General features: G+C 42.5%; 23 protein-coding genes and 1 pseudogene. 9 read left to right on the forward strand and 15 right to left on the reverse strand.

The window, feature by feature from the left end; translation table 11 throughout:
* Window positions 1-216 precede the first annotated feature (216 nt).
* Together GC096_RS27665 and GC096_RS27670 are read left to right on the forward strand one after the other, a co-directional pair.
* Window positions 217-744 (forward strand): sigma-70 family RNA polymerase sigma factor, encoded by a 528-nt coding sequence (locus GC096_RS27665; RefSeq protein WP_171634714.1) that lies wholly within the window; start codon window positions 217-219, stop codon window positions 742-744.
* Window positions 741-1895 carry a DUF4179 domain-containing protein gene (locus tag GC096_RS27670; protein WP_171634715.1) on the forward strand — a complete coding sequence of 385 codons (1155 nt, stop codon included), beginning with the start codon at window positions 741-743 and terminating at the stop codon, window positions 1893-1895. The genes GC096_RS27665 and GC096_RS27670 overlap by 4 nt, the downstream gene beginning before the upstream one ends.
* 211 nt (window positions 1896-2106) lie before the next feature.
* On the opposite strand, the gene GC096_RS27675 is transcribed toward GC096_RS27670, so the two are convergent.
* The gene (locus GC096_RS27675; RefSeq protein WP_171634717.1) at window positions 2107-2601 is read right to left on the reverse strand and encodes a hypothetical protein; all 495 of its coding nucleotides are present in this window, start codon (window positions 2599-2601) and stop codon (window positions 2107-2109) included.
* Between the two features lie 211 nt (window positions 2602-2812).
* On the opposite strand from GC096_RS27675, the gene GC096_RS27680 reads away from it, so the two are divergent.
* On the forward strand, window positions 2813-3463 hold the full coding sequence (locus tag GC096_RS27680) for a hypothetical protein (protein WP_171634726.1): 651 nt from the start codon (window positions 2813-2815) through the stop codon (window positions 3461-3463).
* Window positions 3464-3566: 103 nt separating this feature from the next.
* Here GC096_RS27680 and GC096_RS27685 read toward each other — a convergent pair whose 3' ends face one another.
* Window positions 3567-4229, reverse strand: a complete 663-nt coding sequence (locus GC096_RS27685) for a FusB/FusC family EF-G-binding protein (protein ID WP_171634727.1) — start codon at window positions 4227-4229, stop codon at window positions 3567-3569.
* A 350-nt stretch (window positions 4230-4579) separates the two neighbouring features.
* On the opposite strand from GC096_RS27685, the gene GC096_RS27690 reads away from it, so the two are divergent.
* Complete coding sequence (locus GC096_RS27690) at window positions 4580-5233, forward strand: lysoplasmalogenase (protein ID WP_171634729.1); 654 nt, start codon at window positions 4580-4582, stop codon at window positions 5231-5233.
* Window positions 5234-5265: 32 nt separating this feature from the next.
* Here the strand turns inward: GC096_RS27690 and csaA are convergent, their stop codons facing one another.
* Window positions 5266-5598: a chaperone CsaA gene (gene csaA / locus GC096_RS27695; RefSeq protein WP_171634731.1), complete on the reverse strand. Its 333-nt coding sequence runs from the start codon at window positions 5596-5598 to the stop codon at window positions 5266-5268.
* A gap of 40 nt (window positions 5599-5638) precedes the next feature.
* On the reverse strand, window positions 5639-6547 hold the full coding sequence (locus GC096_RS27700) for a DMT family transporter (protein WP_171634732.1): 909 nt from the start codon (window positions 6545-6547) through the stop codon (window positions 5639-5641).
* Window positions 6548-6693: 146 nt separating this feature from the next.
* Between GC096_RS27700 and GC096_RS27705 the strand changes: the two genes are divergently transcribed.
* Window positions 6694-7599: a helix-turn-helix domain-containing protein gene (locus tag GC096_RS27705; RefSeq protein ID WP_171634734.1), complete on the forward strand. Its 906-nt coding sequence runs from the start codon at window positions 6694-6696 to the stop codon at window positions 7597-7599.
* Here the strand turns inward: GC096_RS27705 and GC096_RS27710 are convergent.
* Window positions 7581-8153, reverse strand: a complete 573-nt coding sequence (locus GC096_RS27710) for a DJ-1/PfpI family protein (protein ID WP_171634735.1) — start codon at window positions 8151-8153, stop codon at window positions 7581-7583. The genes GC096_RS27705 and GC096_RS27710 overlap by 19 nt on opposite strands.
* A gap of 164 nt (window positions 8154-8317) precedes the next feature.
* On the opposite strand from GC096_RS27710, the gene pdxR reads away from it, so the two are divergent.
* Together pdxR and GC096_RS27720 are read left to right on the forward strand one after the other, a co-directional pair.
* Complete coding sequence (gene pdxR, locus GC096_RS27715; protein ID WP_171634737.1) at window positions 8318-9688, forward strand: MocR-like pyridoxine biosynthesis transcription factor PdxR; 1371 nt, start codon at window positions 8318-8320, stop codon at window positions 9686-9688.
* A gap of 450 nt (window positions 9689-10138) precedes the next feature.
* Window positions 10139-11668 carry a hypothetical protein gene (locus GC096_RS27720; RefSeq protein WP_171634739.1) on the forward strand — a complete coding sequence of 510 codons (1530 nt, stop codon included), beginning with the start codon at window positions 10139-10141 and terminating at the stop codon, window positions 11666-11668.
* Window positions 11669-11955: 287 nt separating this feature from the next.
* Here GC096_RS27720 and GC096_RS27725 read toward each other — a convergent pair whose 3' ends face one another.
* A complete protein-coding gene (locus GC096_RS27725; RefSeq protein WP_171634741.1) occupies window positions 11956-12393 on the reverse strand; it encodes a hypothetical protein in 438 nt (145 codons plus the stop codon).
* 251 nt (window positions 12394-12644) lie between these two features.
* Window positions 12645-13316 carry an O-methyltransferase gene (locus GC096_RS27730; protein ID WP_171634742.1) on the reverse strand — a complete coding sequence of 224 codons (672 nt, stop codon included), beginning with the start codon at window positions 13314-13316 and terminating at the stop codon, window positions 12645-12647.
* 127 nt (window positions 13317-13443) lie between these two features.
* Here GC096_RS27730 and GC096_RS27735 point away from each other — a divergent pair, with 127 nt between their 5' ends.
* Entirely contained in the window at window positions 13444-14340 is an 897-nt protein-coding gene (locus tag GC096_RS27735) for a LysR substrate-binding domain-containing protein (protein WP_171634744.1), read from the forward strand.
* Window positions 14341-14623: 283 nt separating this feature from the next.
* A pseudogene (locus tag GC096_RS27740) lies at window positions 14624-15753 on the forward strand (IS110 family RNA-guided transposase).
* Between the two features lie 192 nt (window positions 15754-15945).
* On the opposite strand, the gene GC096_RS27745 reads toward GC096_RS27740, so the two are convergent.
* The 8 genes from GC096_RS27745 to GC096_RS27780 form a co-directional block, all read right to left on the reverse strand.
* On the reverse strand, window positions 15946-16320 hold the full coding sequence (locus tag GC096_RS27745; protein WP_171634745.1) for a VOC family protein: 375 nt from the start codon (window positions 16318-16320) through the stop codon (window positions 15946-15948).
* 375 nt (window positions 16321-16695) lie between these two features.
* Window positions 16696-17256, reverse strand: a complete 561-nt coding sequence (locus GC096_RS27750; protein ID WP_171634747.1) for a hypothetical protein — start codon at window positions 17254-17256, stop codon at window positions 16696-16698.
* A gap of 454 nt (window positions 17257-17710) precedes the next feature.
* Window positions 17711-18442, reverse strand: coding sequence for an S-layer homology domain-containing protein (locus tag GC096_RS27755; RefSeq protein ID WP_171634748.1), 732 nt, complete (start codon window positions 18440-18442; stop codon window positions 17711-17713).
* A 21-nt stretch (window positions 18443-18463) separates the two neighbouring features.
* Window positions 18464-20722 carry a helix-turn-helix domain-containing protein gene (locus tag GC096_RS27760; protein WP_171634750.1) on the reverse strand — a complete coding sequence of 753 codons (2259 nt, stop codon included), beginning with the start codon at window positions 20720-20722 and terminating at the stop codon, window positions 18464-18466.
* A gap of 87 nt (window positions 20723-20809) precedes the next feature.
* On the reverse strand, window positions 20810-22357 hold the full coding sequence (locus GC096_RS27765; protein ID WP_171634751.1) for an extracellular solute-binding protein: 1548 nt from the start codon (window positions 22355-22357) through the stop codon (window positions 20810-20812).
* 64 nt (window positions 22358-22421) lie between these two features.
* Entirely contained in the window at window positions 22422-23294 is an 873-nt protein-coding gene (locus GC096_RS27770; protein WP_246303001.1) for a carbohydrate ABC transporter permease, read from the reverse strand.
* 1 nt (window position 23295) lies between these two features.
* On the reverse strand, window positions 23296-24153 hold the full coding sequence (locus GC096_RS27775) for an ABC transporter permease (protein WP_216626285.1): 858 nt from the start codon (window positions 24151-24153) through the stop codon (window positions 23296-23298).
* Window positions 24154-24406: 253 nt separating this feature from the next.
* Complete coding sequence (locus GC096_RS27780; protein WP_171634754.1) at window positions 24407-26431, reverse strand: MGH1-like glycoside hydrolase domain-containing protein; 2025 nt, start codon at window positions 26429-26431, stop codon at window positions 24407-24409.
* Window positions 26432-26853: the final 422 nt, after the last annotated feature.

Raw genomic sequence — 26853 nt, forward strand, 5'->3', positions numbered from 1 at the left:
ATTGAATGAAATCCAATCTATTTACCATGCAGACCCTCAGCAACGTGCTGAGGGTCTACGTTTATTTCATAAAAGGGGGAGCGACTTTTATTAGAAAGGTACTATCCTTGAATCCGTTATTTTTTACCATGTAACCTTCTTGCTACCTAATCGATCTAATATATACGTAACGTTACGAACATACTAAAATTTAAAGTCAAGAAAGCAGGTAAACCTTTGCATTTAGATCCTATTGTCATCAAAGCCAAAGCTGGGGACCCTGAAGCATTCATGCAGTTGATGCAAGAGATAGAATTACCTTTATATAGAACTGCAAGGTCCATCGTCAACAAAGACGAAGATTGTGCAGATGCCCTTCAGGAGACGATACTTAAAGCCTTTAAGTCCATCCATACACTCAGAGAGCCCGCTTTTTTCAAAACGTGGATCTTCCGAATTCTGATTAATGAATGCAACAAAATGGTCAAAAGCAGCTCAAGAGCCCTCCCTTCCGGAGAGCTTCCCGACGTCCCTTCCACTTCCAAGGATTATGAGAAAATCGAATTATGGGATGCCGTTCAACATCTTGAGGAGAACCTAAGGATTGTCATTCTCCTTCATTACCTACAGGACATGCCGATCAGTCAAATTTCCGACATTCTCGAAATTTCAACGGTAGCCGTGAAGACCCGGCTGCATCGTGCCCGCAAAAAGCTAAAGCATTCATCTCAAATCAATCGAGAAAAGGGAGTTGCGACATCTTGAACACTAACTTAGAAGAACAATTAAGGAACTGCCAAAGCCTACTTCCCGATCAGTTATCTGATATTGCCCGCTCCAAGCTGAATGAGACTTATCAAATCATCAGGGAAACCGATACTTCCATTTCCCCCATTCAGAGAAAGAGAGAGGTATCAAGAACTATTAATAAATGGTGGGTTTCCACTACAGCCGCTGCAATCCTTGGAGTTACACTCCTTGCTTCCGGCTTTGTATCGCCCGCAATGGCTGACGCACTCAAGCAAATTCCGGTTCTAGGACAAATCTATTCATTATGGGGCGAAAAAAACGGAGATCCCGGTCTTCAACAAGCCGAGAATTTCATTACAAACGTAAACCAAAGCGTGACCCATGGCAAGGTGACTATGAATATTCCAACGTTGTTATTTGACGGGACTCGAATTCTTATGAACGTAACCACTCCTGGAAACCGTCTAGCTTCAGAGCCCAATTCACCGCCTTCTGATGCCAATAAAGGGGCGTTAGATAAGTTTGAGGTCCTTTATAAAGGCCAACCTCTGAACTGGGGTTACGAATTCATGGACGGGGAGACTGCTTCCAGCCTAGTCGTTCAGGTTACCAGCGCTACTAGCACTAACCAGACTGTCCAGTTCCCTGATCAGTTTGACTTGACTGTAAATGTCACGTTAAAGGGTTACGATGTCCCGTTCCAATTCGTTCTGCCTGTTGCAAAATCAACGCCTGTTACCGTTCTAACTTCAGAGGAGATCAAGCATCATGATAACATTAACTTACAGAACAGTAAGCTGGAAATCACCCCAATCACAACGCAGTTATCCGTTGCGTACAAAACCAAACCGGGCCAGAGCATAGAAGAGATGCTCGCTTCTATCCCTTCGAAATATAAGGGTGCTAACGGGGGCATCATCGCTCTTCAGTATGACATTGTGGATGAACATGGCGTTCTACTGAAGCCCATCGGTGCTCACCCCATTAGCGAATCTTATACTATTCTCTTTGAACCCTTCAAGACTCTACCGCGTACCGTAACCATCAAACCGTACTTAGTCGTATCCGAAGGTCAAGCCCCAGCTGGGGTTATAGGACGGTGGGAAGACAAAAATATGGTCAAGGAATACATCCCTGAGCTAGAGACTGTACTTTCGGTGCAATAGTTTATCTGTAAATAGGATGAGTAACCACCATGCAATCCTCCCTTTACTTTTAAAAGCAAAAAAGAGACCCACAGCAACGGGCCGCGGGTCTAAAGGTTTATATTTTAAAAGGGGGTCGTCTTTTATTATAATCTCGAATGATTAATACCAGATGAAAATAAGATTTCAATCTTGTAACAAATATTTACTTTTTTATACGGATTCGAATTGGCTAGCGCCTTTTTAAGATGTCTTCTACTTTGGCTTTCATAGATTGAATCGTTGTTTTCCTATATTGAATACCTAGCCGGATGACCTTCAATTGCTGTCTTCGGGATAGCGTTCGGAAACGTGGTTCTTGCTTTAAAAATTTACGAATAATCGTCCAACTGTTGATTTCAAACCGGTTTGGTTTTAGGTAAGGAACTTCATAAGGCATTTGTTGTTTTCGAAATCGATTAACAAGATTGCCAAAGTTAGTTGAAATCTTGCTCTCATCTACGAGACACACAGCTCGATTTTTATTTGTGTGCTTTTTGAGAAAAGCGAAATGATGGTGTCCGTCTTGAATAATATAGCCACCATCTTTCTTGCTTTTTTGCACAATTAGCAATTGCATAAGGTCCTGTGCCACTTTTTTTAACTCCTTCTTACGTGGAGAGGTCTTCGTATCGGTACTTTCCTGCTTAATCTTACTTAGAGGTATATACTGCACTGTATATCTCAACGCTCCCCCTCCTCAACACCGCTGATTAATGTAATGTATTCCAACTTAGTACAGTGTATGTATGTTAGCGCATTGGAGGTTCTTGCTTTCATTGGGAAGTCTGATCCTATGACTATGAATGGCTAGGCCTTCTAGCTATTCACCCACACCGAGTCTTTTGGTTCCACATATATTGTGAGAACAGACCAATCGAATTGAGGGAGTGATAGCTATGCCCGGACTGCTAAGGACAGTCAACGGAACGACCACCCTTTTTGCAACAGCAAGCATAAAATCCAAGCAAGAAGGCATCTTAAGCGCGAATATCGAATTGGTTGTAAACGCCAGTCGAGGTGTCTCCGACATCTTCCTAAACATTACGCAGAATGCAGGTAACCTAGTAACATTCAAAATACAATCTCTGAATCGCACAAGCAGCAGACTCACGGCTTCCTTTGGTAAACAAGTAAGCGGTGTCTCCAGTGCCAATATCATTCTCCAAGATAAGAACAACAAGATCACTGCTAGAGGATTCATTAACAAGAAAGCAATCGTACCCGTTAAACTTGAAAGCGGTTGTCAATGTGGTTGCTCCTGCACGCGTACCCAAAAAATACGATTCAAAGACGGCACAACATTAAAGATCAGCATCGATAAATCGCTCCAATTTGCCCTTAAACGACTATTTACTAAACTTGAGCGTGTAATCAAAAAGCTGACTCCGCGGAGAGGCAAAAGCGCGACCGCTGATCCCGAATGCAATGCAAGATGTTACCGTATCGGAAACGCTTGTCGGTCTGCATGTGGCATCTTCGCTGTCTTATGCACGCCGATATGTTTGAGTGCGCAGGCGGTTTGCCTCATTAGCTGTTTGCCGACATAGCATTTCTATCCAAAGAAGCCACTCCATTGGCAGGAGTGGCTTTGTCTATATTTGCTGATATCGTACTTTGAATAACATACATAATTTTCATGCTTCGCGGCTGTTACGGACCGACCAACACGCCATGAATAAATTTCTCCAATACGTCGACATCCGTTATGTTCTTGTTGCAAACCTCGCTATTCACGCACAAATAATTACCTATGGCCCTGTAATAATCTGGCGATGCACCTTCCGGTTTCCACTTCGTCACAGCAGTGTAAAGCGCGACCTCCGTATGCCGATTGCACACAAAGCAAACGCCCTTCTTATTAGTCGGTGTATACTTCCCTTCAATGCCGATTAGCTTTCCGTTCAGATCATAAACAATGAATAATTTATTCGTTGCAATATCGGTCCAGCCCAGATATGTCGCGAATCTATAAGTGATACCTGTAAGATCAGGTATTTTCAGTTTCTTGTGCTTAGGGAAAAGTTTCTTTATTTGATTCTCCGTCACATCCGCATATGCCTCTGCTAAATAAGGCTCCAAGGCATGCAGATATCGCTGAAAGTCCGCAGTGGTTTGTAGCTGTTTCAGGTTCACAAGCAATTGTTTTTGCAAATCAGTTAGATCCGAAAACAATCCGCCTATCTTGACTTCTGTATCATTGCGAACCGCTTCGACCACTTTCAAATTGGAAACGGAATTACAAGCATTTTGTAACTGACCGATTAGTTTCTTAATCTCGTTGTATTGATGGTTTCTAATGAATGGTTGACTCATAGCTTTCAGCCCCTTATTTTTGATGAAAATAAAATAAGCTGCAAAGCCCCATGATTAGAAACGATATTTTCTCGGGCGATCACCATAAACGAATCACCCCATGCAAAGATCGCCCTAATGAAAGGCTCTGCATGAGTCGCATCTTATTCCGGCAAAATGATTTGCCATATTTACCGCCTCCCTTATAGATATAAATTATAAAGGAGGTCCTACGCTACCCGCAAGTGTTGCACCCAATGGAATAATTCCCAAATTACCTTACAATAAATAAAGCGTTTACAAACTTAAGGAATACCCATATACTATTTCTATTTGAATGGTCAATTCTACATGAAAGAGAGATCATTACGATGAAACGGTGGTTACCACTTGCTATACTCTTTACGAGCGCGCTTTATATTTTTGAAATTCGACCGGAACATCAAGCATTCAAATTCTTGTTCAAATTAATTCCGATGTGGCTGATTTTGTATTACGCATACTCGCATAGGCCTGCAGTCAAAAAAAGCGTACATTGGTTGATGTTAATCGGTTTATTCTTCGGCATGCTTGGCGATGGACTCATTATGTATTGGTTCGTGCTTGGGCTTGTTGCTTTCCTAATCGGTCATTTGTTTTATACCGCAGGTTTTCTCGTCCAATGGCGTTTCTCTTGGTTGCGCTTCTCTTCGATCGTACCTATCGCCATTTATTCCTTCATAATGGGCAGAGAACTAGTGATCTCGCTCATGGAGCAAAATAACGCTGGTCTTGTGGTACCTGTGCTATTTTACATTATCGTTATCTCCCTAATGGGCTTGTCCGCGATTATGACTGGTAATAGAGGGGCGATTGTCGGCAGTTTTCTGTTCTTGATTTCGGATTCTATTCTGTCCTGGAACTTGTTCGTCTCTCCCATTTCCTATGCGGATATCTTGATCATGACAACCTATTACAGCGCCCAGTTCATTATCGCTCGCAGCGCAACTCTTCCTGAACAAAAGGAATTGAAAGTGCACCCCTGAGTTGAGGAGTGCACTTTTTTCATTCTTCTAAATTACCCGATAGGTGTCCCATTAGGCAATTTAATATCTGGTTTCAAGAGAGTTACATCCCCCTTTTCCGGTACTCCTCCAAGAATTAATACTTCTGATCGGAAACCCGCAATAGATCGAGCGGGAAAGTTAACTACTCCAATGATTTGTTCCCCTATAATCTCTTCAGCCTTATAACGTTTAGTGATTTGAGCACTCGACGTTTTGATTCCGATATCTGGTCCAAAATCAATTTGGAGTTTAATCGCAGGTATTTTTGCTTCTGCAAAAAACTCCGCTTCAGTAATCGTTCCAACACGAATATCGAGTTTCAAAAAATCATCAATCGTTGCCATCGTTCATCCCCCTATTCAACTAAAAAGAATTTTCAACTATTCATTTACTATTTTGAACATTGTACTTTAAAGATTTTAACCAAAAATACATTCCCATACCGAGTAAGGTCATCATGCCGCCTAAGAACTGAAATGAAGATATTGTTTCTCCTAGTAATACATAAGCAAGAATGATGGCAAGAACCGGTTCTCCAATAATCCCTACCGAGACAGTCGTTGCTCCAATTGACTTTAACAAAAAATTAAAAATGTATTGTCCAAAAATAGTTGGGATTATTGCAAGCAACAAAAAATAAGTCCAATCTGATGTGTTGTAATCAATTAATGAGAAATTATTTATCAAATTGTAGACGAGCATGACGGCACCACCAATAAAAAAGACGAAAATGCTGTATACATTTGTATCGATTTTCCGGCTTACTTTCTGCCCCGCCAATAGATAGGCTGAAGCGAAGAATGTGCCTATTAACGATAATCCGTCGCCAATTAGTGCATTTTTCGAAATCCCTATGTCTCCCCATGCAATAACGATTGAACCCATAAGAGCAACGATCAAGCAAAAAACGGTTAGCAGATTAACATGTTCTTTAAACAAAAAGTAGGAACCAATCATAACAAATAACGGCTGTAATGCCAAGATGACCATGGAGCTTGCAACTGCCGTATAGACCAATGATTCCATCCAAAATAAGAAGTGTAACCCTAGAAAAAGGCCGGCTAAAATAACGATGGTCCAATCTTTTTTATTCATCTCAGTAGAGCGAACCCTCTTCCAAGGTACAAAAAAGAGCATGATGATGACGGAAATAAACAATCTGTACATCCCAGCCACAGAAGTAGGTGTATCTGAAAATTTTATCAGGATGGAAGAGATCGAAACCGACAATATACTGATAATTAACAAAATAAACGGATGAAATAGTAAAGGTGATTTATTTGAATTAACCATAGTTCCTCCAGGATGTAGAAACAATCCCTGTGCACAGAATTGTATGATAAGCCTTAGCTGGATATAATAATATCATCACCGACGTCTATTTTGTGCAATTAAATCTTTGATTTATATCGAAATATCGTCTAATACGGAGGTGCACTTTGAAAAAACAATTACACGAAACCATTCAGTATCCTGACGATGCATTTCCATACATCATGTATACGCATACCAATCATGGATCGATTCCTAAAGGCAGAGGCGTTAACGATCTACATTGGCATGAAGAACTACAAATTACTTTAGTGACCAAGGGGAAACTAACGATACAAGTCAATGGAATCAATTATGATTTAGAAACGGGTCAGGCCATCTTTATTAATAAGAGCGTTCTTCACATTGTTACAAACCTTAACCAGGATGGTGAATATGTTAGTTTTAACTTCCCGGAAAAGTTGCTCGCCTTTTATTCCGATAGTGCTATGGAAAAAAGATATGTACTTCCGTATACCAAATCTTTTTTGTTAAGTTTAGAAATCAAAGGGGATATGGAATGGCATAATCAAATTCTACAAATTCTTTGGGATATGAAAAAAGAATTTGAATCGAAGAAAAGCTGGGGATGGGAGTATGAGGTTTCCATTAAAACGGTCCAGTTATGGTTAATTCTTATATCAAACTTTTCTCTATCCTCAGAGGAGTCGTCTAAATACAACAGACTCCAACAAGAGCGGCTGCAATTGATGCTTAGCTTTATTCACCAAAACTATTCTAACAATTTGACATTGAAGGAAATAGCTGATATAGCGCATTTAAGTGTATCGGAGTGCACTCGCGGTTTTAAAAAAAGTATCCATATGACGCCGTATTTCTACTTGGTTACCTATCGGTTAAAAAAAAGCTGCGAGTTGTTACTATCAACTGACTATTCAATAACTGAAATCGCACTGCGAGTTGGTTTCAATAATGCCAATCACTTTATTCAGTCTTTTAAAAAGCATCATAACCTAACTCCTAAGGAGTTCAGAAAAATTAGAAATGAACAGACTTATACAATGAGATTATAATAAGGATAGTCCATCAATTTTTGAATTTCTTGTGCAACTGCATTATTTGTTATTGCTTCGATAAAAAATAAACCAAGATCGATTGAAGCTGTAATCCCTCCTCCGGTAAAAACATCACCATCACGCATAGCTCGTACCTTTACTACATCTTTGCAATACGGCTTTAGTAAGTCTAAAGCTAGTGGATTGGTGGTGATCGTCTTATTCTCAGTAAAACCTGCAGCCCCCAGCAAAAGTGCCCCCGTGCATACAGAAATTTTATATTCTACATTCTTTGCTGTTTTAATCCAATTAACAAATTCTGTGTCATGAATTAACGATCTTGTCGCTATACCGCCAGGGATAAAGATTAAATCATACTCAGATAAATCAGGATAAACACGATCTACTTTAATTATCAGCCCACGATCATCCTTCACTTCTTGCTTATTTGAGCAATAGTCCCAAGATAAATCATCTAGGATATTACGCTTTTTCAGCCATGTCACTGCATTATGAAATCCTGAAAAATCCAATGTTGTCATATCATCAAATAAAATAAATGCCATTTTCATCTGAAATCTCTCCTCAAGATTAATGTTAGTAATAACTTATTACAAATACTATAATATTATTGACCCCTTAATAAGGGGCAGATTGCATGCATATTTAGGGGTCAGATAGGAGGGGAATAAACATAGAAATTGTTCTTTCATTTAATACAGCTGAGCCACAATATATGCAATTGTATACATATATTCGTTCACTAATTCAGGATGGCGCCATACAAGATGGTGCAAAGTTACCATCTATTCGTTCTCTTAAGAGACAACTAAACATTAGCAAAACGACAATTGAAACCGCCTATCACATGTTGTTGGAAGAGGGTTATGTATTCAGTAAGCAGAGATCAGGATTAATTGTAGTTAACCCGCATCTTCTACAGTCACCGAATCAATCTTCTTCCATAAAACAAGCAGATACAGTCCCATCACTGACTCAAGTGGGTATAGAAGATCTTATTGATTTCAGTCTTCTAACCGTTGACGGTGATTCGTTTCCAATTCGTATATGGAAATCAATCATGGGCGAATCCCTTTCAATGAATTGTCAATTCATTCACGAATATGGGGAATCTCAGGGTGAATATTCATTGAGAGAAAGTATTTCTATATATCTTAGGAATTCACGCGGCGTCACATGCTCACCTGAGCAAATTGTAATTGGTAGCGGTATTTCTTATAGTGTTCAGCTACTCTCTAGACTGATTGGGGAGCGTTCTCTCATTGGAATAGAGAAGCATGGGATAGCCCAAGTCAGACAAGTTTTTAGTCAAAATAATTTCCATCTCATTCCGATCTCGATATATGATGATGAACTTTTTGAGAAGGAAATAAAAGAGAACAAAATAAACGTTTTATACGTAACCCCATCACATCGTCCCATGGGTAGTCCTATGCCGTTTGCTAATAGGCAGCAAATGCTTCAGTGGGCTATTAAAAACAATGGTTATATTATTGAAGATGATTATGATGGCGAACTTCGGCTTACTGGCAAACCAGTTCCTTCACTTCAGGGACTGGACAAAGATGGGGTTGTTATTTATATTGGAACGTTCTCGAAGGTTTTCACCCCCGCAATACGTTTGAACTATATGGTTTTGCCCCAAAGTCTACTTGAAAAACTACAAAGCTTAGATACCATCTTGTCTGGACCTTCTCGAATTGATCAATGGGCGATGCAATTATTCATTTCCCGTGGTCACTGGTATAGGCATTTAAGACGCATGCGGAAAATTTATCGATTAAAACATGATTTTTTAGTTCAATTACTACAAAGACATATGCCTGGAACTGTACGAGTTGAATTCAGTGGATCAGGCTTACATCTAGAAATGACTATCAGAACAAAACTAAGCACTGAAAAACTTATTGAGTTAGCGCGGAACGAAGGAGTAGTTGTTTACGGAAGCCAGGATGCACTATTACATACTGATCAAGGAGAGGTGAAAATCTACTTAGGATTTGGAGGAATACAAGAAAGGGACATGGAAAGAGGGATACTATTGCTAAAAAAAGCCTGGTCAGAAGCCCTAAACATAAAAGTGTGATTCTTAGTTTCCTGTGGTGACCTTGCAGCTCCGGTAGCCTGTTGATGTTAGGCACTACCATTCTAACGTGCTATCACGTTATCCTGCCCGATCGCTGAGAAGGCTGCCGGTCGTTCGCGGCAACCTCATTAGCTGTAAAAACGGACAATAACCCGCCATGCATTTCGTTCAAGACTTGTAAGCCTGCCGTTTCTAACCGCTTCTTCCCATGCGTTTTGATTGTTATGATAAGCGGAAATTAAGATTATCTCAGGGTACTTGTAATTCATGTGCTTGACGATGAAAGAGCTGGTCGACCCGTTTACGGGTGAGTGGTTATGACTGATAGCACAAAAGTGCTACTTATAGATCAAAAGACTCAATTTGGATGCATTTTACAGGATATTTGTGGATAAATGGAGAATGTTTCCATAAGAGGTTCACCTAAACTGCAAAGAGAGGTGAAAGCTTTTGAAAGGCCTCGTCATCACATTGATTTTGCTTGCAATGCCTTTTTTGGTAGGAATCCATTTAGCTCATGCTACGGGGGTCTTGGGTTCCATTGAGCCATTGAATAAAATCACTCTACCGATAGCGGAAGCGGTGACGGACTCGCTGAAGCCTATCGCGGGAGCGGCTGGGGAGCTGACGGACAAAGTTGTGCAGCCGGTCGCAGAAACGGTGACGGACCCGCTGAAGCCTATCGCGGAAGCGGCTGGGGAGCTGACGGACAAAGTTGTGCAACCGGTCGCAGAAGCGGTGACGGACCCGCTGAAGCCTATCGCGGAAGCGGCTGGGGAGCTGACGGACAACGTTGTGCAAGCGGTCGCAGAAGCGGTGACGGACCCACTGAAACCTATCGTGGAAGCGGCTGAGGAGCTGACGGATAACGTTGTGCAACCGGTCGCAGAAGCGGTGACGGACCCGCTGAAGCCTATCGTGGAAGCGGCTGGGGAGCTGACGGACAAAGTTCTGCAGGCGGTCGCAGAAGCGGTGACGGACCCACTGAAGCCTATCGCGAAAGCGGCTGAGGAGCTGACGGACAAAGTTGTGCAACCGGTCGCGGAAGCGGTGACGGACCCACTGAAGCCTATCGCGAAAGCGGCTGAGGAGCTGACGGACAAAGTTGTGCAACCGGTCGCGGAAGCGATAGGTGTGCAGCCGGTCGCGGAAGCGATAGGTGTGCAGCCGGTGTTGGACTTGGTTATTTCGCCCGCTGAGAGCGCCTCTGCGGATAAATCGCCACCCCCGAAAGCTGGTCCTTCGGACATAGCACCTTCGACTGCCCCCTCATTGCCTGTTGCGAGCCGTTTGGAGACTGCGGGAGGTTCATACACCGCTGAAATTCAATCAATCCCGAAGCCTACGCCGCCTCTATCCAAGGAAAAAGGTCACCAATCGGCAATCGCGAATTCGTCGAATAAATTTATATCTGCAAAAACAAGCCAATTTCCGGAAAGAGAACCGATCCCGACTATACCGTTATCGGAACCTACACTGCCTCCGTCTGCATCAGCCGCAGGCTCGCTGTTGCCTTTAGCTGCTAGTGTCAAAGATGGCAAAGCGAAGCCTTCGTATTCCGGAAGTGATTGCAAAGCGGTGCTGATTGATAAAACCGATGCCATGATACAGTGTAGCCGAATGTCATGGCATTGCCGGACCCGACATTACTTAAATTGGTCACATGCTCCGCCGCTGCGTCCTCCTGTCGCTCCTGCTCTCGATAATTGCTTCAGCCAATCGAGAACAAAGGAGTGTATCTTAGATGCGCTGCACAAAAGCCAAGATCAAACTAACGTTAAACGACAAACTGATTATTATGAACGTTTTGGTGCAATGTTCAAAGAAGACGGAGAGTCGATTTCAGTCCAGAATGTACCGCGAGCTGGCGAAAAAACTGATATACAAAAATGTGATAGACGCCTTCGACGGTCAGGAGCTAACCATGATGGCACTCGCTTTGGAACAGGCGGCGGACAGCTCTCCGAACCCTCGGTATAAGCGAATCTACAAGCAAATGGCTCAGAAATTGATGCTTGATAAGAAAAAGTTCCACCAGATCGCATTTCAAGAGCTATCCAATCGTTATCTCTTTAAGTAGATTAAAAAGTACCGCGTTGTGGGAAAATAAAGTTTTAGACTGGATATATTGAAACCACGCGGTTTTTAGCGTCACAATTCGTTAAATAAGTCTTAGACTGACCATATTATTTAGATCAGCGACAGCCATGGACGTGAAAATAGTCCTTGACTGTCGCTTTTTTATTGAACAATCGTTATCCGTTAGTTTAATGCGTAATGGAACTGAGTGTTAGAGTTTCTATCTTCCCATTGTATTTTATGGTGAGTTTGAAAACTTCATCTGTAGTGGGTTTAATGGTGACAACATCAGCATTTGCTTCAGATGACGTGTGAAAACTTCTAACTCCTTGTAACTCCTGAGGATACTGGCTTTCAAACTTAAACCTTTCTCCACCAACTAATTGATACTCAATTGGTCCGATTTTTGCTTCTCTGTTTCCTCCAATATTTTGAATATATATCGAATCAAACAATGAATTTTTAACTTTAAATATCGAAAAGGTGGCAAGCCACTCTTCCCCTTTCCCATAATAAACAACCTCATCTGACTTTTCTTTTAAATTAATATCCGATTCTTTGTTTGTACAACCTGAAATAAATAAAAGAATTGATAAAACAAGAGAAAACAATATTCGATATTTCATGAGTTCAATAACACCTCCTACTTTCGAACCCCTCCGTATACCACATTATACCATGTTAGGGAACATAAGTTTATTTTCCCTGCCCGTTTACGCAACGAAGGCTGCCGTACATGCTGGCAGCCTCGCTTTGGTTGTATTTGTTTGAACTATCGTTCTGCGTTAGCGTAACGAATCATTGCTTCATTCTTCGTAAGTCTAAAAATGCAGGTCTTAAACTTTATAATTTAATTTTGCGAGAGAATTTTTATAACTCAGCTAGTAACAAAACCAAAAACAAACCCATCATATCCTTTACTTCCAACTGTTTGAATCGCAGTGGCAGCAATTCTATCCTCATCTGCCAAAAGATCATAAAACTCCCTTACACCTTGTACACGTGGATCTTGACTGTTTTCATTAATAACTTCGCCTTCGCGAATGACATTATCTCCAATAATAACAGTTCCAGGTTTGGAAAAGTGAAGTGCCCATTTCAAATAATTAGGGTTATTCGGCTTGTCCGCATCAATAAATATAAAATCAAAAGGCTCAATTACTTCGTTACTCATCTGCGACAGTTGCTCTAAAGCATCCCCTACTCGAAGCTCTACCTTATCTTGAACTTCAGCCAGGCAGAGATTAGCTGCGGCCACCTGTGCATGATGTGGATCAAGTTCCAACGTGACTATCTTCCCCTCAGCAGACAGTGCTCGTGCCATCCAGATTGTACTGTATCCTCCCAATGTACCGATCTCCAAGATACGATTCGATCTTTGCATTTGTATAAGCAAGTTTAAAAATTTTCCTTGCGTGGGTGAGACATCATAAGCTGGTAATCCTGCTTTTTGATTTGTGGATAACACTTTTTCGAGAATAGCATCATTTTCAATTAGGCGCTCCGTTATATACTGATCAACCTTATCCCAGACATTTGTTTGACTCATATAGATCACTTCTCCTCTTCATTGTTAACTTCTAATTACATTATAATCGCGTTATAATCATAAATATAATATATGTTTAACACGTATACATATATATAATATATAAATTTATCATAGGAGTATCAAAATGAATCTACATGCCTTACGCTTGTTTCATGTCATCGCCACTACCGGAAGTGTGACTCGTGCTTCAGAATTACTCAATATTAGCCAACCAGCCATAACTTCACAGATTAAAAAATTTGAAAAAGAACTGCTCCTAACGCTACTCAAGCCCCAAGGAAGAGGTATTTCTTTAACAGATGCAGGTGAAGAAATTGCTTTACTTGCAAAGCGACTTTTTGCTGTAGAACAACAAATCGAACAATACACACAGGATTACCATAAAGGCTCAAACGGGTGTATCCGTTTAGCCGCGACGTATTTACCTGCTCATTTTCTGATACCTACATGGATAGGAAAATTCAAACAACAATTCGAACAAGTGGAAATGATAATAACAACTACGAATTCAAAAGAGGCTTTAAAACAACTATTAAATGTCGATGTGGATATAGCCATTTATGGGGGGATACCAGAGGAGTATTCGGATACGATTCAGACAGAGGAACTTTTTCAGGACGAGTTATGGTTCGTCGTTTCTCCTAATCATCGATATGCGAATCAACATGTTTCACTAATTGACATGATGAAGGAACCCTTCGTTATGCGTGAGGAGGGAAGTTCGACACGAGAGAGATTGTTATCCTTATGTCGCACCTACAATACTTCGACACCTATAATCTCTTTGCAATTCAATGGGTTGCATGAAGCTATCACAGCTGTTATCGCAGGCTATGGTGCCAATTTCGTTTCTTCTTTGGTTGTGCGCGAATATGTAAGACGTGGAGAGTTATGCCGAGTTTATATAGAAGGGATTCATCTAACCAATACAATTGCCATTTGTACCCGCAAAAATGAACCATTATCTGCTTCCGCAATGAACTTCATTAAGATGATTCGTCAAAATCCTGTTAGAAAATAGAAAAAGCTGACCACCTTCATTTGAACTAATCTGCCCGATCGTATTATGAGATCAACCAGAACTTACTGGTTGATCCTTTTTGCATTTGCTTGGAGGATTAAGGTAGTCGGGTCGAATGTAACTGCCCGTGGGACTAGATCCCGAGCGCTATAATATTCACCCCTACTTGTCATTACCATGATTGAGGCTGGTTGGGACGAAGATCCCGTATCACATGCGATGCTATGGAGCGACAAGAAGAACCTTAGGGGCTGCCAGCAAATATAAATCAAGGAGAGATCGGATGAATCCAGTTATTGGTCTAGATATTTCTAAAGATGAAAGCCATGGACAGGCTTTTTTAGAGCGTGGTAAACCATTCAAAGGGACGTTTCATTTCGAACATACACAAGAAGGACTCTTGAAATTGCTTCATGTTATTAAGGAAGTTGAGCAAGCGTCTGGACATCGTCCCACGCTGATTCTCGAATTTCAAATCGACTTAGAAAATCTAATCTTCGTAAAGTGAAAACGGATGCTGCTGATGCTTATCTTTTGGGAGAACTTCACTACAAAGAAGAGTTCGAACCTTTCAAAAAAAGGGGTGTGCAGTTACTTAATCTGCGCTATCTAACGCGGCAATTTGAGTCTTTTTCTAAGATGTGTGTACAGACAAAGCTACAGTTCCAAGCTGTTCTGGACCAGGTTTTTCCTGCATATAAAGGCGTGTTTGGGGCTATGTATTCTAGTGTTTCACTTCGATTCTTACACGAGTTTCCAACGTCAGATTCGGTTCTATTAGTCGATGAAGCAACGATTCATGCCAAGATCAGTCATCTACTTTCTTCTAAACGAGGACGCTCAGAAAACTGGATTAACGAAAGAGTTGGGCGCTTGTTAGATGCGGCAAAACAAAATCCCTTTCAACAAACTATGTATTCAAGCCATTTGATTAACCTAAGGCTCTTGATCACCCTCATTCTTCAGTACCAGGAACATCTCACGGAATTGGAAAATAACATTGATGTCATGGCTAAAGAAATTGAAGAGTATGATTTAATTCAGACAATTCCCGGTATTGGACCTAAAATTGCTGCAACAATTTTATCGGAAATTGGAGAATTCGACCTATTTGATAATCCTAAGAAACTGGTCGCATTCGCAGGTATTGACCCGAGCGTATTCACTTCAGGTAAGTTTACTGCAACCCGAAATCGAATAACCAAACGTGGCTCGCGGCAGCTCCGATATGCGCTAGTTATGGCTGTTCAGTGCGGTCTGATTCGTTCTCGAAACACTCGGATTAAAGAGTTTTACGACCGAAAAAGATCCGAAGGAAAGCCTCACAAAGTGGCACTAGTAGCTTGTGCAAATAAGCTTGTTCATTGGCTTTATGCCCTCATAAGAAACAAAAAACCGTTCAGGCTATCCTAATTGAATATTATAGGTATAACCTTCCAAAAACAACATGAATGGAGGGTTATTTGGCATGCTTACTTTTCACTACAACACATCAATTCTATTGACTTTACTCGAAATATTGACAAGCTATTAGCCGGTATCGTCAATAGACAACGGCAGCCGATCTGATAACCAGCTGCCGCTATATGAGTATAAAGTTATCTGTTAGTTGAATTCAAGAAACTCCAGACGGTTACCGAATGGATCATTTAAATAGAAACGTTTTACGCCTTCATCTGTTCTCGCATCATCGTCTATTACTTGAGTATTATTTTGAAGCAGATATGCCCGCAATGCATCAATATTTTTCACTTGAAATGCGGGATGGGCTTTTGTAGCAGGAACAAAGTCCTTTTGCACACCTATGTGGACCTGATGAATTCCACATTGAAACCAAACGCCACCACGCTTTCTCAAGTTTTCATGCTTAGGGATTTCCCTCCAACCAAGTAAATCAACAAAGAACAATTTTGCTGTTGGTTCACAGCCTTCAGGAGCAGCCAATTGAACGTGATCAATTCCAAAAAAGTTAAAAGACATAATATAACAACTCCCATTGGTTTCATTATACGGAACAAAGTTTCATTTATTGAAATTTATTTTACATTATAATCCAAATAAATTCCATATATAAATTCAACCAGTCTATCAAACTCTTCTGCCCTTTAGTTTAGAAAGTTACAAGCCAATCTACTGCTTCTCGACAAATCGGATAATGTTCTTGTCACGAATCGGGAATCGGATCAAGTTCTTGACAACCGACAATATTTTTGTAAAAAGGTGTCATAAACCATATATTCTTTCTTTTCCGTAATTTAAAAATAAGATTGTTATTTCAACAAAAAAGCACGCGCCTTTTTAAAAAGATATTTTTCTATCTATTATCACAGAACTTATTACATAACCTTAATTTATTTAATCAGTAATTTTTTTAAGCTCAAAAATAGTTGCCTCTGATAACATGATAAGCCTGTTGTTATTAACAACAAAAAAAGTTAGAGTTATGTTAACTTTTGTAGAAGGGTCACTTATATTTATTACTTTTATTACATCATTTATATTTAAGTCTGGGATAACTATTTTATATAATCTATAAAAAGAGTCGGAGTTATCACATGCCGCTGTAATCTTATTTAATGGATTTTTCAGTTCATATTGATAAATATTATAGTTTTTAAGTCCTTTTGATGAAAAAAAGTCTTTTTTGATAATAATTTCATCTCCAATAAATTTTTGCCCTGTTGGATATTCAGAAGCATCGTTATATGAATTTGCAAATCCTAAAAGCTTCTCAACTTTCCAAGTTCCATAGAAATATTTTTCAGTTTCATTATCCAAATTTATAATTTCTTGATTACAATATTCGGAAAGTTTAGGCTTACTAGAAGTATTTTGATTTGATGTCATTTCAACATTTTCACAAGCCGATGCTAGCATCAACATTATCATAATACAAACCAATAATATTTTTTTCATATTTCACACCCTTTTTTTTGGGATTGTGTCACAATCTCTTTAGACATCATATGGCTATTTACTGCGTATAATTTTTTGCGGTGATAGTAGGATTCAATATGCCAAAACACTGCCGTCCTGTTTTGAATGGTTCATGAAATGTTTGCTACGTGAATCAGAACGACTACACTCCTATTTATGGATTTAAGACAAGATACCAGTAGGACCTCACTAAGCGACCTTCGCTTCAAAAGAGTATTAATCAATAAAACAACAGCATTACAACACTTATGACTAAAATATGTATTTAGGCCATTAGCCACCATCCTTTGATAAGGAGACGCTTCGTAGCTTGTATTTGTTTCGAAGCAATTTGTGTTGTACGCAATTCTGTCATTTAGCTTAATCGTTACTATTCGAACCACGAAAAGCCCATGAGTTTATTAGACTCATGGGCTTTCATGTTTAAAACGTATTAATGATTAGGTACCACATATACACTTCCATCAGACAACACTTGTACGGTGCCGGAGGCTGATTCAATTTCACGCAGTGCCCAATGCCCCTCCGGTACATCCGGCCAGCTTGAAGACTTTACGTCGGCGGTCGGCCGCCCGAACAATCGGTTCAATATCGTCACTGCTTCCGCACGATTCAAATGATTTTCCGGCAGGAAGGTGCCGTCGGAATAGCCCTGCAAAATGCCTGCTTGCGAAGCTTGCTTAATCGCTTCGAAAGCCCAGTGCTCTTGCGTATCGCTGTACCCCGCATAGGAGGTGATTCCAGCTGCTCCAACCGGAAGCAGCCTAGCAGCAATGTTGGCAATCTCCCCGCGGGTAATCGCGTCATCAGGGCGGAAGCCGGTGTCGTCTTTGAGCACAAGCTCAGCAGCTTGCACGCGTGATGTTACTTCACTGCGTTCAGCCTCAGCGCGGACTGGAACAATTCGGAAGTAGGCATCCTTTCCGTCTTTGCCCATTTGCTGAAGGGACTCGGCCGATACTGTAATCTGCCCATCAGGCAGCACCAGTTGCAGTGACATTCCTCCATCTGCAAGCAAGCTTACCGTTTCGGCATTTATGCTGACAATTCGCTCATCTGCCGGATCTTCCGGCAAGTCCGTTACATAGATGCGAGCAACATGATCCTTATTCTGTGCAGCTTTTTCTTCCCATCCCTCGATTAAACAAGAAAAGAGCCGCCTCAAGGCAAGCCCTTCACTATCCCTCTATTTCTTTAAAAAGCTATCACGATACTGACCTGGCGTCGTTCCCTCCAACTTGCGGAAATAACGAATGAAATTGGCTGGCGTATTATACTTCAGCTTCTCCGCGATCTCGGAAATTTTCATATCCGTTTCTAACAGCCATTGTTTGGCCATGTTCATCCGATACTCCGATAAGTAATCGCTGAAATTAACACCTGTTTCCTTGCGGAATACTTTGGTCAAATAATTCGGGCTGTAATTCATGCGGCGTGCGCACACCTCTAGGGAAAGATCGGTATCGAAGCCGGTCTCTATCATATGAATAATTTGACTAGAAATGCTCTGATACTGCTCATCTAGCTTATGTTCCAAGTGAATTAGAAACGGAAGCATGACCACATCCAGAAACCACCGTTCCACCTCACTTACGGTTTTCAATTGAAACAGTTGTATAAACAAGGTTTGCTCATCGGGGTATAAATGTTTAGTTAACACGCCTGCATCCTTAACAGCCTGTAGCATTTGCACGAGAAGACGGACGAAGGACATGAAATATTCTTCATGCGTTCGCTCATCGATAGCAAGCGTCGTTATGAATTGGTGAAGACAGCCCGTAGCCTGCTCTCGGTCCGCGAGTTTTAAGGCGTCCAGCAACTGCCGTTCTGCGGTATCTGGATAACTCAATTGCATGCTCTTCTCCGGCTGCACATCCTCAATGAACAGGATCGATTCTTCCCCCAGGTTCATGCGGTACTTCAAAGCTTGCAACGATTCGCCATAGGCATGACGAATTTGTTTAATGTCGTTAAACGTATGGCTGAAGCCAATACTGACTTTCAACTCCAGATAAAGCTTGATCATCTGCATGATTTGATGCGCCGCCGTGTCGAGAAGATTCTTGAACAGCTTGGGATCTGTTTCGGCTCCTCCTAACAAAGTAACTTGGGAATCTCCCATAACGACGGGTGGCAGCCTCTGCTCAGGTGTAATAAGCTCGGAAACGATATTGTTGATCGCGAAAAGTAGCAAATCCTGATCCTGCTCTTCAAAACGCGTTTGGGATAACGTGTCAATCTGGATCGTCATCACGCACATGCTGTTCCATTCCGTCGGATGCCCGAAAGCTTCCAGCTTATCCTGAGCCTCCGTCCTCGCCATATCGCTCTGGAAAAGCTTGAAAACAAAGTATTCCCTCATTTGATGGGACTGTCCCAAAACCTCTTGTAATAGACTGGACTCCCTTTGCATCAACCCTCGAAAACGCTCATTAATAAATTCAAATTCATCGATGGCCCCTTCGGTGCTGACGGTTTCAGGAGAATTGCGCACGACTTCATACAACTTCCGAATCGGTTTATACATCTTCCTCGAACCTAAATAAGAAATGAGTAAAGCTAACAATAAAATACCAAGGCAAATATACAGGGTGAACCACCCTATACCCTGCGACTCCTTGTTCAGCTCATCGATGGACACCACCGATACATACATCCAACCGTTATAATCGGACTTCCGGTAGCTGATCCCGACGCGCTCCCGTTCCGAACGGGATGTGTAGAAACCCTGCTCAGCCATAGATAGCGATGGATTCCAGCCGATTGCTAGTTCTTTAATCTGCTTCCCAAGCAGATTAGCAGCATTGCCGGCGAAGACGACCTCTTGATCATCCAGCAGCAGAACGTTGCCCATCGCGGTATCCTTGTTGATTAAACTATTCACATCATAAATCGGAATCGACATGATCAACAGCCCCGATGGGTTAGGAGAATACGCTGGGATTTTCTTAATGAGTTTCATTCCCGTAGAACTTGTGGACCAGAATGAGGTTCTTGGATCATTCACCCATCCCGCATAACTTTCCATAGCCTTCGTTTCCAGCATGGACAAACCTGTATCATTAATGGACCATTTATTGGCTATGCTTATGAGTTCCATGCCCATCGTCCCGAGCTCATTGCTTTGCAGCTTACTCATCGATTCGAGCAGACTCTTCACTTTCTGAACGTACCCGTCCGTACCAGCCAATTCTCCCTTAAGAGCGTCGATAACTACCGGTTGATTCATATATTGAATAGCCGAGTAATCAATCAGCCTCAGCAACTGTTCAATTTGTGATTCTGTCTGTTTCAGCATTTGCTGATTGCTCTCATTGACCTTGGTTTGCACCGCATCCGACGCTTGATAATAGGAAAAAGCCCCCAGTATCATGACAGGAATCGTCGCGAGCAGCAGTGTAAACCATATGAGCTTGGATAAAAAAGTAGACGCACGTAATTTCATAAACAAGCCCTCGCTGTCCTTGTATGTCAATAATTGCGGCGCCTCTTCCCGGTTATAGACAGGAAGAAGCGCCGCTTCGCCTAACCATTATTTTTGTTGAGCTTTTTTATACTCAGCTGTAAATTCCTCGATGATTTTATCGCCGCCTTTTTTGCTCCATTCTTCCGTGACTTTGGTAAAGCCAGCCTCATCGACCTCACCCATGATGAAACGAACGCGAGCATCATTGATCAGCTTATCAAGCTCTGCGCCCAGCTGAGTTTTCGTTGGAGAAAGAAACGGCTCAATGACACTCGGCACAGCATTCGGCATTCCTTCTTCATACAGCTTCTTCACTTTTTTCCCCATATCGGGTTCTGTCGGCCATGCCAAGGTTGAAGGTGCGATGCGAAGCTGCCCTAAGTCACCAACTTGGTCTTTGTACAACTGCTCATTGGTGAACAAAGGATTACCGTTCTCTGTTTTATAGTGAACGCCTTCCACACCCCACGCAAACGTTTTCAATACATCGTCCTGCAGATTTTTCTCAAAGTAAGTTAAGATATCCTTCAGTTCAGCTTCTGTCTTCACACTGGATTTGGGGAACATGAACACACCGGAATAACCTGAATTCGCAGGCAGCTTGACTCCCTTTGGCCCTTGCAGCCCGATAACGAAATCCATCTTAGCTTTCGGATTCAATTTGTACAGATCAGCATGCTTATTAGGTGCATCATCAATACTTGCTAGATAGATACCGGCTTTGCCTGAGTTGATGTTTTCATGCAACTTAGTTCCTTTGATAGCGCCGAAGTCCTGATTAATCAGCTTCTCATCATACATTTTTTTGAGCAGTTTGAGCGAATCCATGTATTCTTTGGTCATAAAGTCAGGTATCACCTTACCGTCTTGCACGCCCCACTGATTAAAGCCGCCTAACGCAGTAACAAGGACAAGACTTGCATCGGTGATCAAATTATCATCGGTCAAAGTCAGACCGTACGTATCATTCTTACCGTTCTTATCCGGGTCGTTCAATGTAAATGCTTTCGCAACGTTGTAGAGGTCATCTACAGTTTTCGGCTGCTGCAGACCGAGGTTATCGAGCCAATCCTGACGGAAGATGATACCTTTTCTGGCAAAAGGACGGTCACGGTAGAGCCCATATATTTTACCATCTACGGAAATATTGTTAGCGATCTTTTCATTCCAATACTTACTGATTTTCGGAAAATCTTTGAGATACGGGCCGATTTCCCAGAAAGCGCCGGAACGGACAGCATTGATAATGGCCGAATTCTTGGTGTCCAAGACGACCATCGCTTGTGGGAGATTGCCTGAGGCTATCGTCACATTCAGCTTATCATTATAGGACGCACCAGGGACGAACGTGATATCCAGCTTGCTATTGGTCTGCTCCTGAATGGCTTTAAAAGCAGCATTCGTATCATCGGTTGCCGGTGGCTGCTGGCCATAGAAGGGAGACATCATGCTGAATTTAATCTGCTTTTGAGCCGTGCTCGTACTCCCAGGTGTGGTCTTCGCACTGTCACTTACGGGATCCCCACCTCCGCAAGCCGCTAATACGGACGCCATCATGACTGTCGTGCAAGTAACAGCTAACCCTGTTTTCAATTGACCCTTTGTTTTTCGCATACAAACCCTCCGTTATTTCATTTTATTGTATAGAAAGAAAGACGATCTTACCAGACTTGACCGTCTATCCTTTAACCGAACCTAGCAAAACTCCCTTGGCAAAATGTTTCTGCAAGAAGGGGTACAAGAGCAATATCGGAACAGCTGCAACGACGATAACCGCGTATTTAATGCTCTGAGGCGGAGCTGATATTTCCGAAGCTGCACTTGCGTCCGTAAAACCGCCTGCCGATAGAAGAACAATTTGGCGCAGCCACACTTGAATGGGCCACATTTTCGCATCATTGATGTACATAATGGCTGTAAAATAGGAATTCCAGTGCCCCACCGCATAAAATAGCGCGAACGTGGCCATAGCGGGTAAGGATAACGGAACAACGATTTTGTACAAAATTTGCAAATCATTGCAGCCGTCCATTTTCGCTGATTCTTCCAAACCCTCAGGCAGCTGCTGGAAAAAGTTTTTCAACAGGATCAGATTGAACGCGCTGATCGCCGAAGGGATCCATAGGGACCAATAGGTATCCAGTAATCCAAAGGTTTTGACAACGAGAAACGTAGGGATCATACCTCCGCTGAAGAGCATGGTAATGACGATTAACAGCATGAACTTACCCCGGCCGCGCAATGTTTTGCGTGCTAATGGATAGGCCATCAACGTTGTAAGCAGCAAATTGATCAGCGTTCCGACAACGGTAATGAATATCGTGATGAATAGGCTGGTGTAAATGATTTTGGTGGAAAAAATAAATTTGTAAGCATCCAACGAAAACTTCGTAGGAAATAGCACAACTTTCTTGATAAGCAGCTCTTCCGACGCTACGAGTGAACCGGATACGACATAAATGAACGGCAGCACCGTAATTACCGCAACGATAAATAGCATCAAATAATTGACTGCATCGAACACTTTACTGCTCATGGTACGATCTCTCATACTAATAAACCCCTTCCTCGCCGTATTTCTTTGCCATTGCATTTGCAGAAACGACCAGAATCAGGCTTACGAGAGATTTAAACAATCCCACCGCCGTACTGTAACTGAATTGCGCATTCACTAGACCGGACGTATAAACGTACGTATCAAACACTTCAGCTACTTCCCGGTTGCCGGAATTCAACATAAGGAAAATTTGCTCAAACCCAGTGTCCAAGAAGCTGCCTAGTCTTAAAATAAGCAACAAAACTATCGTCGTTTGGATGGCGGGTAACGTAATATGCCAAAGTTGGTGCCACCGATTAGCTCCATCCATTCGCGCAGCTTCATATAGCTGTTGATCGACGCCAGAGAGTGCCGCTAAGAAAATAATCGTTCCCCAGCCGGTTTCCTTCCAGATGACTTGCGATGTAATCATCGAAAGGAACCAATCCTTGCTTAACAAGAAGTTAATCTTGTCTCCGCCCATGTAAGCGAGAGCTTCATTCACAATACCACCCTCCGTTGTAAACAGGGTGTATGTCAGCCCTGCGACGACGACCCACGAGATAAAGTGCGGGATATAAATGATGGTTTGCACGAATCTTTTGAAAAACTCCTTCCGAACCTCATTCAGCATCAAAGCTAAAATAATAGGTAGCGGGAAGAAAAAGAGCAGATTGTAAACTGCCAGCACGAGCGTATTTCTGAACAGCTTCCAAAAATCCGGGTTCGTGAAAAAACGCTCAAAGTGCTGCAGGCCGACCCAGTGACTTTTTAAGATGCCAGCAAAAGGTTGATAATCCTGAAAAGCAATGACCACACCCAGCATCGGCAAATACTTAAAGATGATGAAGAATAAAAGGCCAGGAATCAGCATGCAGTACAGCAGTTTTTCTTTATTGATATCTAGCAAAAGCTGCTTCAGATATCCAGGTTTGTGCGATGTGCCCACTGAGGTCGCCTGCGTCAGCACGCGCTTTCTCTGGACTGTTGTTCTATTCATAGGTTAGTCACATCCTCCAACAATCGTTCACTGCCTTCATGTTAATTGCCTTATGTTGTTTCCGTCGATATTCATTTCGTTGCTTGTTCCAACCGATAATCATTTTCTTCCGTGCCGTTGTCATCTGCTATCCTTTGGTTATCTGAATAGCTGCGGAAGGAGCTCCGCTATATACCGTCTTTCCATTACAAACAATCGTGCAATGGTTCGGCTTCATATGGACGTCAATCTGTTGGTCGCGATAACGATAGCCAGAAATCGAGACACTTCCTTCTTGCGGTGGCTGTGGACATATCTCTAACGTTCCATCTAACTTCGGATTGATGCCCGCCATGCCAAACACCAGTGCTTCTGTGCCTGTGAGACCAGCTATGATGTTCCCCCGCTTATGGCTTGGAACGGCAGGCCGGTCGCTATAGTGCTCCTGTGGGAAATACGGCAGATGCTTGCCCATCCAGAACAAGCGCTTCAGAACATCCCAAGCTAACGCGGGCTGCCCCTGTTCCCACAACGTAAGCGCGAGCGTCGGGCTTTCACCTGTATAGCTGCCTCCGCCGGACCAGTCGGGGTCATTCAATTCATAATGCAGCGAATCTTCCGCAGATATACTGCTTACACCATAAGGTCCAAGAAAAGCTCCTTCTTTTAAATGTGTCAGTAATGATTTGGTCATATCCGCATTGCAAATGCCCATTCTTAATGTATCGAAGGCCTGAATCGTGTACACCCGCTCTACGTGCCCATTCGGGTACCGGCATAGAAACCATCCGTTCTCTGGATCCCATAAGTGTTCCTGAATCGCCGCACGGATACGGCTGGCTTTATCTCGCCATGTTTGGGATTCCCCATGTCCAAGTCGTTCTGCCATGTCGGCCAAACGATCATAGCACCACGCTCTTTCGGCGTTGGGGCTGGATACGACATGCTCATGAGCGGCGCTCCTCATTTCGAGCAGATTGTGCTGCTTGCCGTAATCCAGTAATTCGCCCCAAGCCGGAAGCCGTTCTTCATCGTGAAGCAGTAAATTTTTCATCAAATCATAGAGTTCCAAACCTTCACCATACTGTGTTACATTGCACCAGACCAAATTGAAGAAGGACCATAGACTGTACGAATACGGAACATCCTTCCCTAGACCGCTAGGAGCGAATCTCGAATGACGCTCAATACCGCTTCGCGCCATCATGTGCGCCAGCTCGATCACTTTATCACTTCCCAGCATCAATCCTAGCATCCGAGCTGCATAACCTCCGGTATCCCACGGATAACAGCAAATTCCGGCGCCTTCCATCCCAGCTACAACTGGGAAAGGCTGCATTGCAAAGTCAGGATGCTCCCATAGACAGATCAGACCGCTGACAAGCGAACGTCTGTAGTAATCTTCAAGACCGGGAATGTCACTGGTCAACTTGGGGATAGACTCACAGTAACGCTGAATCCGGTTCTCCCAGACCTCATATGTATGCCGTTCACATGCCGCTAAATTGTCATCCAAGCATACGGATTCTTGAGCCTTCGTCAACAGGATAGCCAAACGGTAAACCGCCTCTTGCCCAGATGCGAGTAAGTCAGATTCCCTTTTCTCTTGTATAAAAGTAACCCTTACCTTATCGTTCTCCCATATCCCATCTTCGACTTCATGCACCTCCGCGCCCTTAGAAGGATGGCCGAAATCCCAATCGTTCAGGGATTGAATGCCTGGATGGCCTGGCGTCACGCGTGGAACAATGTTCAACTGGATGCTGCGGTCTGTCCGATTCATAACCCATACTGTTAGTACAAATCCTGCACGATCCGCTAGCGGAACAAGTGAGCTTCGCACGGAGAGCGAAACCAGGCGTTCTTCCACGAAGTAGTGGTACGTTCCTGTCCGTTCGATCCGGTCCGGCCGCCATTCGGCGCCTGAATACAATAGCCCGCAATCCCCTTTCCCCTTGTTACCTGTATCGCTAATGCGATGTCCGTCTGCCATGAAATCAAGCAGCACTTCCATATCTTGCGCGCCAAAAGGTGGAGAGAACAATCCGCCGACGCCAGTCACCGTACCTGCTAGTGGAGCAACTGTACTATATCCGCTACATACCCATAAGTGATTAGCTGGAGCCACACTGGCTCGCAAATCAAATGCAAAGTCGTTCAATTGATAATTCATGGTTTCACCTTTCCTTTTCCATGTGCAGTCCGTCGTGCATCGACATCCTCATCTTAAAGAGCGTACAATGTTTCCGTCGATATTCATTCTGTTGGTTCTTTGTTTGTGGACCGGATAGACTGACTATATAGGCAAAAAGTAATCATCATCTGTTATTTCGTTATCATTTTCTGCGGGAATGGATAGCAAAAAACGCCTTTGTTGGAGTGATTCCAACGAAGGCGTTTTAATTAGGTCCTTTAATTCCGATTTTTGTTCTCTTTTTACGATCCTTATCAAACAAAATTGCTGTAAAAAATCCTATAAACCCTGCAACTATGCAATAAAAAAAGTACCCATCATTCAATTGTGATTTCCTTTTCGCTTTCCCATACCTTAATATCAATCCATCCGTGAAATTCTATAGTTATCAGGATATTTAT

It is taken from the genome of Paenibacillus plantarum (assembly GCF_013141695.1).
Classification (GTDB): Bacteria; Bacillota; Bacilli; order Paenibacillales; family NBRC-103111; genus Paenibacillus_E; species Paenibacillus_E plantarum.

Excerpts from the sequence above, each read along its gene's own strand:
- GC096_RS27760 (WP_171634750.1), bottom strand. The coding sequence starts at position 20,722 with ATGAAATTACGTGCGTCTACTTTTTTATCCAAGCTCATATGGTTTACA.
- GC096_RS27680 (WP_171634726.1), top strand. The coding sequence starts at position 2,813 with ATGCCCGGACTGCTAAGGACAGTCAACGGAACGACCACCCTTTTTGCA.
- GC096_RS27725 (WP_171634741.1), bottom strand. The coding sequence starts at position 12,393 with ATGAAATATCGAATATTGTTTTCTCTTGTTTTATCAATTCTTTTATTT.
- csaA (WP_171634731.1), bottom strand. The coding sequence starts at position 5,598 with ATGGCAACGATTGATGATTTTTTGAAACTCGATATTCGTGTTGGAACG.
- GC096_RS27780 (WP_171634754.1), bottom strand. The coding sequence starts at position 26,431 with ATGAATTATCAATTGAACGACTTTGCATTTGATTTGCGAGCCAGTGTG.
- GC096_RS27775 (WP_216626285.1), bottom strand. The coding sequence starts at position 24,153 with ATGCTGATTCCTGGCCTTTTATTCTTCATCATCTTTAAGTATTTGCCG.
- GC096_RS27735 (WP_171634744.1), top strand. The coding sequence starts at position 13,444 with ATGAATCTACATGCCTTACGCTTGTTTCATGTCATCGCCACTACCGGA.
- GC096_RS27690 (WP_171634729.1), top strand. The coding sequence starts at position 4,580 with ATGAAACGGTGGTTACCACTTGCTATACTCTTTACGAGCGCGCTTTAT.
- GC096_RS27710 (WP_171634735.1), bottom strand. The coding sequence starts at position 8,153 with ATGAAAATGGCATTTATTTTATTTGATGATATGACAACATTGGATTTT.
- GC096_RS27730 (WP_171634742.1), bottom strand. The coding sequence starts at position 13,316 with ATGAGTCAAACAAATGTCTGGGATAAGGTTGATCAGTATATAACGGAG.
- GC096_RS27745 (WP_171634745.1), bottom strand. The coding sequence starts at position 16,320 with ATGTCTTTTAACTTTTTTGGAATTGATCACGTTCAATTGGCTGCTCCT.
- GC096_RS27700 (WP_171634732.1), bottom strand. The coding sequence starts at position 6,547 with ATGGTTAATTCAAATAAATCACCTTTACTATTTCATCCGTTTATTTTG.
- GC096_RS27750 (WP_171634747.1), bottom strand. The coding sequence starts at position 17,256 with ATGAAAAAAATATTATTGGTTTGTATTATGATAATGTTGATGCTAGCA.
- GC096_RS27765 (WP_171634751.1), bottom strand. The coding sequence starts at position 22,357 with ATGCGAAAAACAAAGGGTCAATTGAAAACAGGGTTAGCTGTTACTTGC.
- pdxR (WP_171634737.1), top strand. The coding sequence starts at position 8,318 with ATGCAATTGTATACATATATTCGTTCACTAATTCAGGATGGCGCCATA.
- GC096_RS27685 (WP_171634727.1), bottom strand. The coding sequence starts at position 4,229 with ATGAGTCAACCATTCATTAGAAACCATCAATACAACGAGATTAAGAAA.
- GC096_RS27770 (WP_246303001.1), bottom strand. The coding sequence starts at position 23,294 with ATGAGAGATCGTACCATGAGCAGTAAAGTGTTCGATGCAGTCAATTAT.